Consider the following 11,120-nt stretch of genomic DNA (forward strand, 5'->3'; position numbering starts at 1 on the left):
CCCTGGTCGGTCCGAGCGCGCCGCCCATCAGCGTAATGAACCCGCCGACACCGGTCCCGGTGCGCCGTCCGGTGCGTCGCGTTGGGCTAGCGTGAGCGAATCAACGGCAGCCGGACCTTGTGCACCCTGAGGCGCGCCGCGACCGCGGGCGCGGCCTGCCTGGTGCTGGCGCAGTGCGGCGCTGCACCGCCGCCGGGCACCGCGCCGGTGGCTGCACCGCCGCCGGGCGGACAAGCCGGCATCGAGCCCGTCGTCGAGGCCGTAACGGCCGCCGACCTCGGCGCCACCTGGCGACCCGGCTGCCCGGTCGGCCCTGAGCAACTGCGGCGCGTGACGCTGACTCACCTCGGCTTCGACGACCTACCGCACCGCGGCGAGCTGATCGTGCATCAAGAACTGGTCGCACAGGTGATCGCGGTGTTCGAGCGCCTCTACCGGCTGGACTTCCCGATCGAGAAGATGCGGCCGGCGGCCGCCTACCGGGGCGGCGACGACGAACTGTCGATGGAGGACAACAACACCTCGGCGTTCAACTGCCGGCGCATCCCGGGCTCGGGCAACTGGGCGCTGCACGCCTATGGGCGCGCCATCGACGTCAACCCGCTGCTGAACCCGTCAGTCGACGGCGACGGGTTCGAGCCGCACAACGCCGCGACCTACCTCAATCGCGCCAGCAGCGCACCGGGCCTGCTGCATGCCGGCGACGACGCGGTGCGCGCCTTCACCGACGCGGGCTGGACCTGGGGCGGAAACTGGCGCTCGCCGGTGGACTACCAGCATTTCGAACAGCGCTGAGGTGACGGCAGTTGGCGACACAGCGCCGTCTGGTTGTGCCCGATTCGGATTCCGGCGCGGACTTGTTTGTCTTACACCGCCGTTATGTTGTCTGGCATGTCGACTGAAATTTCGGTACGCGGATCATTCTCGTCGTTCCACGCCCCCGAACGAGGGACCGCTCATGTGACGGTCGCCTACCAGGGCCCGCAGATGGAGCCGGTGTACGACCGCGTGGCGCGTGACTTAGAAGCGGTGAAGACGTCGATCAGCCCCCTGCGGGACAACGGCTCAGTCACCTGGTGGTCTGCCAACCAATTGCGTACACGGTCTGAACGACCATGGAACCGGGACGGCAAACAACTTCCGCTTGTTCACCATGCCGCCGTCGACCTAGAGGTGAAGTTCCGTGACTTCGCTGAATTGTCGCGCTGGGTGAGCCAGGGGATCTCGAATGTCGAAGGCTTCCGGCTGGAACGGGTCAAGTGGTCCCTCACCGATAAGCTGCGCGCGAAGCTAATAGTCAAAGCCCGAACCTATGCTGTTCGCGATGCCGTCACCCGCGCCCAGCAGTATGCCGACGCGTTAGGGCTCGGTAAAGTCCGTCCCCTTGAGGTGGTCGACCAAGACGGCCAGTCGTATGGCGGCGTTGCCGCGCCGATGCGCACGGGATCGGCCAATGACGGGGCCGAGGTAGTGCTGGAGCCAAACCACATCGAGCTGTCTGCCACTGTCACGGCACGTTTCGTCGCCCACGAGGTCCAGTGACGAACAGCGCTTGACTCAGATCGATGTCCAAGACGGCAAACGGGCTTTCCGGACTGTGAACGCGGGACCTACGACCTACTCCACCAGCTCCGAGAGCTCCAGCCAGCGGCTTTCCTGCTCGGTGACCTCCGCCTCCAGCGCCCGCAGTTCCCGAGTGAGCTCGGCCAGGCCCACGTGGTCGGACTGGTCGTGGTCGGCCAGCTGGTGATGCTTGGCCTCGATCTGCTCGGCCAGTTTCGCCAGCCGGCGGTCCACGGCGGCCAGGTCCTTCTGCGCGGCACGCAGCTGGGCCCCTGACAGCGGACCGCCGGCCGCGGCGGGCGCGGCGGGGCGCGCGGCCGGTGCCCGGCGCATCTCGGCGGCCAGCGCCAGATACTCGTCGACCCCGCCCGGCAGGTGCCGCAGCCGCCCATCCAGGATCGCGTACTGCTGGTCGGTGACCCGCTCCAGCAGATACCGGTCGTGGGATACCACGATCAGGGTGCCCGGCCAGGAGTCCAGCAGATCCTCGGTGGCGGTCAGCATGTCGGTGTCGACGTCGTTGGTGGGCTCGTCGAGCACCAGCACGTTGGGCTCGGCGAGCAGCGTGAGCATCAGCTGCAGCCGCCGGTGCTGGCCACCGGAGAGCTCACCGACCCGGGCCGAGAGCTGTGCGCTGCCGAACCCGAGGCGCTCCAGCAGCTGCGCCGGCGTCATCTCCTTGCCGTCGACCTGGTAGTCGTTGCGCAGCCGGCCCAGCACGTCGGCCACGCGGTCCTCGGCGAGGGACGCCAGCTCCGTCGACTGCTGGTCGAGCATGCCCAGTCGCACGGTCTTACCGCGCTTGACCCGGCCGCTGTCGGGCACCACCGTCCCGGCGATCAGACCCAGCAGGGTGGACTTCCCGGCGCCGTTGGCCCCGACGATCCCGGTGCGCTCACCGGGCCCGATCCGCCACTCGACGTCACGCAGCACCGGCTTGCCGTCGAAGGAGACCGACACGTCCAGCAGGTCGATCACGTCTTTGCCCAGCCGCGCCGTCGCCAGCTTCATCAGCTCGACGTCGTTGCGCAGCGGCGGGACGTCGGCGATCAGCGCATTGGCGGCTTCGATGCGGAACTTCGGCTTGGAGGTGCGCGCCGGGGCCCCGCGGCGCAGCCAGGCCAGCTCCTTGCGTAACACGTTCTGCCGCTTGGCCTCGCTTGCCGCGGCCATCCGGTCGCGCTCCACCCGCTGCAGCACGTAGGCCGCGTAGCCGCCCTGGAACGGCTCCACGATGCGGTCGTGCACCTCCCAGGTGGTGGTGGCCACCTCGTCGAGGAACCACCGGTCGTGGGTGACCACCAGCAGGCCGCCGCTGTTGCGGGCCCAGCGCTGCTGCAGGTGGCGCGCCAGCCAGGTGATGCCCTCCACATCGAGGTGGTTGGTCGGCTCGTCGAGGCAGATCACGTCCCACTCGCCGATCAGCAGTGCTGCCAGCTGGGCTCGCCGGCGCTGCCCGCCGGACAGCTCCGAGATGGTTGCGTCCCAGGCGATGTCGGCCACCAGTCCGTCGACCACATCCCGGATCCGCGGGTTGGACGCCCATTCGTGGTCGGCCTGCTCACCGACCAGCGACGCTCCCAGCGTGCGGGCGGGGTCGAGGGTGTCGGCCTGGTCCAGCAACCCGACGCGCAGGCCGCTGCGCCGGGTGACACGGCCCGAATCCGGGGTCACCGCCCCGGCCAGCAGCCGCAGCAGCGACGACTTGCCATCCCCGTTGCGGCCGACGATCCCGATCCGGGCGCCGTCGTTGACTCCCAGAGTCACTGAGTCCAACACCACACCGGTGGGGTAGCGCAGGTGCAGGGCCTCAGCTCCGAGCAGGTGTGCCACCGCAGGAACGGTACTGCCTGCCCGTTGCCGAATGGTGAACCAGCCGGACTGGCGGCACTGATGTGCCAGAATGTGCACGTCATTTGATCGGGCGCGCGAAGTGTAGGGAGCAGCGGTGGATCTGAACTTGTCGGCCGTCAGCCGGCCGGTCGAATGGCTGATGGCCACCGCGCAGAACGGCCTGGAGGTGCTGCGCTGGGGCGGTCTGGAGACCGGCACCGTCCCCTCACCGTTCCAGATCGTCGAGAGCACCCCGATGTACAAGCTGCGGCGGTACTTCCCGCCGGACAGCCGGCCGGGACACCCCCAGCCCGGACCGCCGGTGCTGCTGGTGCACCCGATGATGATGTCGGCGAACATGTGGGACGTCACCCAGGAGGAGGGCGCGGTCGGGATCCTGCACGACGCCGGCCTCGACCCCTGGGTCATCGACTTCGGCTCGCCGGACCAGATCGAAGGCGGCATGCGCCGCAACCTGGCCGACCACATCGTCGGGCTGAGCCAGGCCATCGACACCGTCGCCGAGACGACCGGGCGCGACGTGCACCTGGCCGGCTACTCCCAGGGCGGCATGTTCGCCTATCAGGCCGGGGCGTACCGGCATTCGAAGAGCATCGCCAGCATCATTGCGTTCGGATCGCCGGTGGACACCCTGGCCGCCCTGCCCATGGGCGTCCCGCCCAACCTTGCCGCCAACGTGGCCGGCTTCATGGCCGACCACGTCTTCAACCGGCTGGATATCTCGGGCTGGCAGGCCCGGGTGGGCTTCCAGATGATGGACCCGCTCAAGACCGCCAAGGCCCGGATCGACTTCATGCGCCAGCTGCACGACCGGGAGGCGCTGCTGCCGCGGGAGGCGCAGCGGCGGTTCCTGGAGTCCGAGGGCTGGATCGCCTGGTCGGGCCCGGCGATCTCCGAGCTGCTCAAGCAGTTCATCGCCCACAACCGGATGATGACCGGTGGTTTCGCCATCAACGGGCAACTGGTCACGCTGACCGACATCACCTGCCCGGTGCTGGCGTTCGTCGGCGAGGTCGACGACATCGGGCAGCCGGCGGCCGTGCGCGGCATCCGCCGTGCCGCCCCGGATGCCAAGGTCTTCGAATACCTGCTGCGGGCGGGGCATTTCGGTCTGGTGGTGGGGTCCAAGGCCGCCGAGCAGACCTGGCCGACGGTGGCGCGCTGGGTGTTGTGGCAGTCCGGGATGGGGCCGCAGCCGGCCGGGGTGGCGCTGATGTCCGAGCAGCCCGCCCGGGGAGCCAGCAGCGGCGGCGTCGCGATGACGTCGCGGATCGCGCACGGCCTGGGCGAGGCTTCGGGGGTGGCCCTGACGCTGGCCCGCGGTGCCGCCGACGCCCTGGTGGCGGCGCAGAAGTCGGTGCGCACCATGGCGGTGGAGACCGCCCGGACCCTGCCGCGGCTGGCCCGGCTGGGGCAGATCAACGACCACACCCGAATCTCGCTGGGCCGCATCATCGACGAACAGGCCGCGGACTCACCCGACGGCGAATTCCTGCTGTTCGACGGGCGGGTGCACACCTACGAGGCGGTCAACAAGCGCATCGACAACGTCGTCCGCGGCCTGATCGAGGTCGGGGTGCGCCAGGGCGTCCATGTGGGAGTGCTGATGGCCACCCGGCCCAGCGCCCTGGTCGCGATCGCGGCGCTGTCCCGGCTGGGCGCGGTGGCCGTGCTCATGCCGACGGACGGGGATCTGCTGCCCGCGGCCCGGCTGGCCGGCTTCTCCGACATCATCGTCGACCCCGACACCCTGGACCTGGCCGGCGACGCCGCCCGGGAACTGGGCTGCCAGGTGCTGGTGCTCGGCGGCGGTGAAGCCCGCGACCTCGATTTGCCGACCGACCTCAACGTCATCGACATGGAGCAGATCGACCCCGACGCGGTGGAACTGCCCGGCTGGTACCGCCCCAACCCGGGATTCGCACGCGACCTGGCGTTCGTGGCCTTCGGCAACGCCGGCGGCGAGCTGGTGGCCAAGCAGATCACCAACTTCCGGTGGGCGCTCTCGGCTTTCGGCACCGCCTCGGCGGCGGCGCTGGGGCCGAACGACACGGTGTACTGCCTGACCCCGCTCCACCACGAGTCCGGGCTGTTGGTCAGCCTCGGCGGTGCGGTGGTCGGTGGGGCGCGCATCGCGCTGTCGCGTGGTCTGAATCCGGACACGTTCGTCGCCGAGGTGCGCCGGTACGGGGTCAGCGTGGTGTCCTACACCTGGGCGATGCTGCGCGAGGTCATCGACGACCCGAACTTCGTCTTGCAGGGCAACCACCCGGTGCGACTGTTCATCGGCTCGGGTATGCCCATCGGCCTGTGGAACCGGGTCACCGAGGTGTTCGCCCCGGCCAACGTGGTGGAGTTCTTCGCCACCAAGGACGGCCAGGCCGTGCTGGCCAACGTCTCCGGCGTCAAGGTCGGCAGCAAGGGCCGCCCGCTGCCCGGCGCGGTGGAGGTGGAGCTGGCGGCTTATGACTCCGAACTCGACCTGATCCTGGAAGACGACCGGGGCTTCGTGCGCGTCGCCGAGACCGACGAAGTCGGGGTGCTGCTGGCCAAACCGCGCGGGCCGATCGACCCGGCGGCGTCGGTCAAGCGCGGCGTGTTCGCCCCGGCCGACACCTGGATCTCCACGGAGTTTTTGTTCCGGCGCGACGCCGACGGTGACTACTGGCTGGTGGGCGGGCGTTCGTCGCGCATCGCCACCGACCGGGGGATCGCGTTCCCGGTGGTCATCACCGATGCGCTCAGTGCGGTCACCGGTGTCGACCTGGGGGTGACCTACCGGGTGCCGACCGAGGGCGGTGACCTGGTGGTGTCGGCGGTCACGGTGCAGGCGGGCGCCACGATCACCGCCGCCGACCTCACCGAGGCGATGGCGGCCATTCCCGCCGGTACCGGGCCCGACCTGATCCACGTGGTGCCCGACCTGGCGCTGAGCACCGTCTACCGTCCGGTGGTCGGCGGTCTGCGGGAGGCGGGGCTGCCCAAGGCCGGACGCAACGCCTGGTATTACGACGCCACCAGCCGGCAGTTCAAACGCCTGACCACCGCGGTGCGCACCGAACTGGCCGGCGGCCGTCCGTGATCCCGCAAGATCTGCTCGACATCCTGGTGTGCCCGGCCGACCGCGGCCCGTTGCTGTTGGTGCAGCGCTCCGGTGCTGGTGCGCTGTACAACCCCCGGCTGCGCCGGGCTTACCGGATCGACGGCGACATCCCGGTGTTGTTGATCGACGAGTCCGAACCCATCGGCGACGAGGAGCACGCCGCGCTCATCGCCCAAGCGGGTCCGGCAGCTCCCCAGTGAGATAACGCTGCAGGGTGGGACCGATCATCGCCACGATCTCGCGCGCCGGAAGCGAGGCGATGGGCTCCAGCCCCACGATGTAGCGGGCGACCACGACACCCATCAGCTGGCTGGCGGCGAACTCGGCGCGCAGGACGCCGGTCCCGGCCGGTTCGTCGACGCGCGGGGCGAGCTCGGCCACCACGATGTCGCGGAAGAACGACCGCGCCAGCGGTACCTCCGCCCCGGTGAGCAGCGAGCGCATCGCGGCGATCATCCCGGTTCCGGTCTGCGAATCCCACAGCGGCAGAAGCAGTTCGGGCAGCACGTGCCCGAGGTCTTCCACCGGGGTCTGCCGCAGCGGCCCCAGCACCATCATCGGATCGACCGGCAGTTCGACCGCGGCGGCGAACAGCTGCTGCTTGGTGCCGAAGTAGTGGTGCACCAGCGCCGCATCGACGCCGGCCCGGGCGGCCACCGCCCGGATCGCGGTGTGGGCGAAGCCGTTGGCGGCGAACAGCTCCCGGGCGGAGGTCAAGATCCTCTCGCGGGTGTCCGAGGCGCCCGAGGGGCGCCCCGGCCGGCGGCTGGGCGGCGCGGCGGGCGTCACGGTGTCTGCCGCCGCAGGGTGACCGCGGCCAGGCCCAGTGCGGCGACCGCGAACGCCAGCACGATGGCGATGTCGCGCACCGCGGTCCCGGTCAGATCCGGGTGCGCGCCCACCTGCTGGAGCGCGTCGAGGGCATAACTGGCCGGCAGGGCGTTGCTCACCCACTGCAGCCAGTCCGGCATCGCCGCCCGCGGCACGATGATCCCTGCCAGCAGCAGTTGCGGCACCATCACCAACGGGATGAACTGGACGGCCTGAAACTCGGTGCGGGCGAACGCGCTGCACAGCAGGCCCAGGCCGACACCGAGCACCGCGTTGATGATCGCGATGCCGAACACCCAGGCCGGGCTGCCCGCGGTGTGGAAATCCAGCAGCCAGAACGCGACGACGCACGCCAGGGTGGCCTGGGCGGCCGCCGCGACCGAGAACGCCGTCCCGTAGGCGGCAAGGAGGTCGCCCCGGCGCAGCGGGGTGGTCAGGATGCGCTCGAGGGTTCCCGACGCACGTTCGCGCTGCATGGTGATCGCGGTGATGACAAACATCAGGAACAGCGGAAACAGGCCCAGCAGGACCAGGCACGCGGCGTTGAACGGCGACTGCGTGCCCGGCGGATGGACGGCGTCGGAGAGCATGAAATACATCAGGGCGATGACCAGGCTGGGGACCAGCAGGATCATCGCGACGCTGCGGTGGTCGCCGGCGAGCTGGCGCAGAATCCGCAGCGTGGTGGCCACGAAGGGCCGCGGTGCCAGCAGTGCGCTCAGCCTGCCCGGAGCGCGGTGGTGCGCCGGATGACGGACAGGAACGCCTCCTCCATCGCGTGACATCCGGTCTCCTCTCGCAGTCGTTGCGGTGTGGTGCGCGCCAGCAGCCTGCCTTCGCGCATCAGCAGCAGATCGCCGCAGTGGTCGGCCTCGTCCATCACATGGCTGGACACCAGCAGCGTCGTGCCGCGCCGGGCCAGCGCGCCGAACTGCTGCCAGAGTTCGGCGCGCAGCACCGGGTCCAGGCCGATGGTCGGTTCGTCGAGCACCAGCAGGTCCGGCCGGCCGACCAGGGCGCAGGCCAGCGAGACCCGGGCGCGCTGCCCGCCGGACAGGTTGGCGCAGTAGTCGCCGCGGTGGTCCTGCAGATCCACGGCGGCGATCGCCTCGTCCGCCTCGCGGGAGTCGGCCCCGGCCAGCGCCGCGAAGTACCGCACGTTGTCGAGCACCCGCAGGTCGTCGTAGATGGTGGCGTCCTGCGGCATGTAGCCGACCCGGCGGCGCAGCTCCCGCGAGCCGGCCGGGCTGCCCAGCACCTCCACCCGGCCGCCGGCGATGCGCTGGGTGCCGACGATGCAGCGGATCAGGGTGGTCTTGCCGCAGCCGGACGGCCCGAGCAGCCCGGTGATGGTGCCCGGGCAGATCTGGACCGAGAGGTCGTGTAGCACCGGGCGCTTGCCCCGGATGACGCGCAGGTGATCGACGGAGATGGCCGGAGCGTCCCCCGAGAATTCACCGCGCGATGAAATCATCATGTGATGAATAATCGGCCCGGCCCGGCGCCCTGTCAAGAGGCCGGGACCAGGCAGAATTCCCCGGGTGAACGCTGTGCGGCTGGCCGTGGATCCGCTCACGGCCGCCCAGCGCCTGCTCGGCGCCACCCTCAGCTGCCGCGGGGTGGACGCGACGATCGTCGAGGTGGAGGCCTACGGCGGCGTGCCGCACGGCCCCTGGCCGGACCCGGCGGCGCATTCCTACGGGGGGCCCACGGCGCGCAACGCGGTGATGTTCGGCCCGCCCGGGCGCCTCTACACCTACCGCAGCTACGGCATGCACGTGTGCGCCAATGTGGTCTGCGGCCCGGACGGGACGGCCGCCGCGGTGCTGCTGCGGGCGGCGGTGGTCGCCGCGGGCGAGCCGGTGGCTCGCGGCCGGCGCGGCCAGGTGCTACCGCGGGAGTCGCTGGCCCGCGGACCCGGCAACCTGTGTTCGGCGTTGGGAATCACCATGGCGGACAACGGAATCGACTTGTTCGACCCGCGCAGTCCGGTGCGGCTGCGGCTTGGCGCGCCGCTGGCCGCGCAGGCCGGACCGCGGGTGGGCGTCAGCCGCGCGGCCGACCGGCCCTGGCGGCTGTGGGCAGCCGGAACGCCCGAGGTTTCGGCCTACCGACGCAGCCCGCGGGCACCGGCGCCGGGCGCCTCGGACTGATCCGGGAAAATCGATCCATGCCGACGACGATTCTCGACGAGCTGAGCTGGCGCGGGCTGATCGCCCAGTCGACCGACCTGGACGCACTGACCGCCGAGGTGACCCGCGGGCCGATCACGGTCTACGCGGGTTTCGACCCCACCGCGCCGAGCCTGCATGCCGGGAATCTGGTGCCACTGCTGGCGCTGCGCCGATTCCAGCGGGCCGGGCACCGGCCCATCGTGCTGGCCGGCGGCGCCACCGGGCTGATCGGCGACCCCCGCGACAGCGGCGAGCGCACCCTCAACACCGCCGACACCGTGGCGCAGTGGTCCGAGCGGATCCGCGGACAGCTGGAGCGCTTCGTCGACTTCGACACCGGGCCGACCGGCGCGGTGGTGGTGAACAACCTGGACTGGACCGCGCCGCTGTCGGCGGTGGAGTTCCTGCGCGATGTCGGCAAGCACTTCTCGGTCAACGTGATGCTCGACCGCGACACCATCCGGCGCCGCCTCGAGGAGGGCATCTCCTACACCGAGTTCAGCTACATGTTGTTGCAGGCCAACGACTACGTGCAGCTACATCAGCGCTACGGCTGCGCGCTGCAGATCGGCGGCTCCGATCAGTGGGGCAACATCATCGCCGGCGTCCGGCTGGTGCGCCAGAAACTGGGCGCGACCGTGCACGCACTGACGGTGCCCCTGGTCACCGCCGCGGACGGCACCAAGTTCGGCAAGTCCACCGGCGGCGGCAGCCTGTGGCTGGATCCGGAGATGACCAGTCCCTATGCCTGGTACCAGTACTTCTTCAACACCGCCGACGCCGACGTGATCCGGTATCTGCGCTGGTTCACGTTCCTGACGGCCGAGGAGCTGGCCGAACTCGAGGAGGCGACCGCGGCGCGCCCGCACGAGCGGGCCGCCCAGCGCGCCCTGGCGCGCGAGTTCACCACGCTGGTGCACGGGCAGGCGGCCACCGAGGCGGTCGAGCTGGCCAGCCAGGCGCTGTTCGGCAGGGGAGAGCTGTCCCGGCTCGACGAGGCCACCCTGACGGCGGCCCTACAGGAGACGCAGGTGGCCCGCCTGGAACCCGGCGGCGCCGACGGCATTGTGGATCTGCTGGTCGCCACCGGTTTGTCGGCCAGTCGTGGGGCCGCCCGGCGCACCATCGGCGAGGGCGGTGTGTCGGTCAACAATGTGCGCGTCGACAGCGAGGAATGGACGCCGCAGCCCCAGGACTTCCTGCATGGACGGTGGCTGGTGCTGCGCCGGGGCAAGCGCAACGTGGCGGGAGTCGAGCGGGCCTAGCGTGGCGGAGTTCTGCGCCCCGCAGGAGCCGTCCGAGTTGATCTTGAACCCGGTCAAAACAGCCTGCTAGCAGCGGATTTGACTCCCAGTTTCACCTCGCGTAACTTTATCCACGTCGCCGCGACACGGCCCAGCCGGGGGAGCGCGACAAGCCCGCGGAATCCACTGTGATTCGGATGCGATTCCGGGGGTTTTCATCTGCCCGCACTGCCTGCACGCGGCTTTTAGCCGCGGGTAGTCTGCGCGTTCAGATGGGCGTGTTGTTTGAGAACTCAATAGTGTGTTTGGTGGTTTTTGTTTGTTGTTGTTTTTTGCCATGCCTTCGGCGCC

The 11,120-nt window shown here is 70.1% G+C and carries 10 protein-coding genes; 6 read left to right on the forward strand and 4 right to left on the reverse strand.

Annotation, left to right across the window (positions count from 1 at the left end; genetic code table 11):
• Positions 1-126: 126 nt before the first annotated feature.
• Positions 127-795, forward strand: a complete 669-nt coding sequence (locus tag AWC02_RS01000; RefSeq protein ID WP_085126431.1) for a M15 family metallopeptidase — start codon at positions 127-129, stop codon at positions 793-795.
• Between the two features lie 96 nt (positions 796-891).
• Positions 892-1,542 (forward strand): SIMPL domain-containing protein, encoded by a 651-nt coding sequence (locus AWC02_RS01005; protein WP_085126433.1) that lies wholly within the window; start codon positions 892-894, stop codon positions 1,540-1,542.
• A gap of 75 nt (positions 1,543-1,617) precedes the next feature.
• Here the strand turns inward: AWC02_RS01005 and AWC02_RS01010 are convergent, their stop codons facing one another.
• Complete coding sequence (locus AWC02_RS01010) at positions 1,618-3,396, reverse strand: ABC-F family ATP-binding cassette domain-containing protein (RefSeq protein ID WP_085126435.1); 1,779 nt, start codon at positions 3,394-3,396, stop codon at positions 1,618-1,620.
• 115 nt (positions 3,397-3,511) lie between these two features.
• On the opposite strand from AWC02_RS01010, the gene AWC02_RS01015 reads away from it, so the two are divergent.
• Positions 3,512-6,499 (forward strand): acyl-CoA synthetase, encoded by a 2,988-nt coding sequence (locus AWC02_RS01015; protein ID WP_085126404.1) that lies wholly within the window; start codon positions 3,512-3,514, stop codon positions 6,497-6,499.
• Complete coding sequence (locus tag AWC02_RS01020) at positions 6,496-6,720, forward strand: Trm112 family protein (protein WP_085126406.1); 225 nt, start codon at positions 6,496-6,498, stop codon at positions 6,718-6,720. Before AWC02_RS01015 ends, AWC02_RS01020 begins: the two co-directional genes overlap by 4 nt.
• On the opposite strand, the gene AWC02_RS01025 is transcribed toward AWC02_RS01020, so the two are convergent.
• Genes AWC02_RS01025 through AWC02_RS01035 form a run of 3 tightly spaced genes read right to left on the reverse strand, consistent with a single transcriptional unit; the run spans position 6,686 to position 8,828 of the window.
• Entirely contained in the window at positions 6,686-7,309 is a 624-nt protein-coding gene (locus AWC02_RS01025) for a TetR/AcrR family transcriptional regulator (protein WP_085126409.1), read from the reverse strand. The two genes, AWC02_RS01020 and AWC02_RS01025, sit on opposite strands and share 35 nt — an antisense overlap.
• Positions 7,306-8,136, reverse strand: a complete 831-nt coding sequence (locus AWC02_RS01030) for an ABC transporter permease (RefSeq protein ID WP_085126411.1) — start codon at positions 8,134-8,136, stop codon at positions 7,306-7,308. The genes AWC02_RS01025 and AWC02_RS01030 overlap by 4 nt, the downstream gene beginning before the upstream one ends.
• Entirely contained in the window at positions 8,070-8,828 is a 759-nt protein-coding gene (locus AWC02_RS01035) for an ABC transporter ATP-binding protein (protein ID WP_085126413.1), read from the reverse strand. The genes AWC02_RS01030 and AWC02_RS01035 overlap by 67 nt, the downstream gene beginning before the upstream one ends.
• Before the next feature lie 64 nt (positions 8,829-8,892).
• Between AWC02_RS01035 and AWC02_RS01040 the strand changes: the two genes are divergently transcribed.
• Both AWC02_RS01040 and tyrS read left to right on the forward strand, forming a co-directional pair.
• Positions 8,893-9,504, forward strand: coding sequence for a DNA-3-methyladenine glycosylase (locus tag AWC02_RS01040; protein ID WP_085126415.1), 612 nt, complete (start codon positions 8,893-8,895; stop codon positions 9,502-9,504).
• 17 nt (positions 9,505-9,521) lie between these two features.
• Complete coding sequence (gene tyrS, locus AWC02_RS01045; RefSeq protein WP_085126417.1) at positions 9,522-10,790, forward strand: tyrosine--tRNA ligase; 1,269 nt, start codon at positions 9,522-9,524, stop codon at positions 10,788-10,790.
• Positions 10,791-11,120: the final 330 nt, after the last annotated feature.

The sequence above is a fragment of the Mycolicibacter engbaekii genome, assembly GCF_002101585.1.
GTDB classification, from domain to species: domain Bacteria; phylum Actinomycetota; class Actinomycetes; order Mycobacteriales; family Mycobacteriaceae; genus Mycobacterium; species Mycobacterium engbaekii.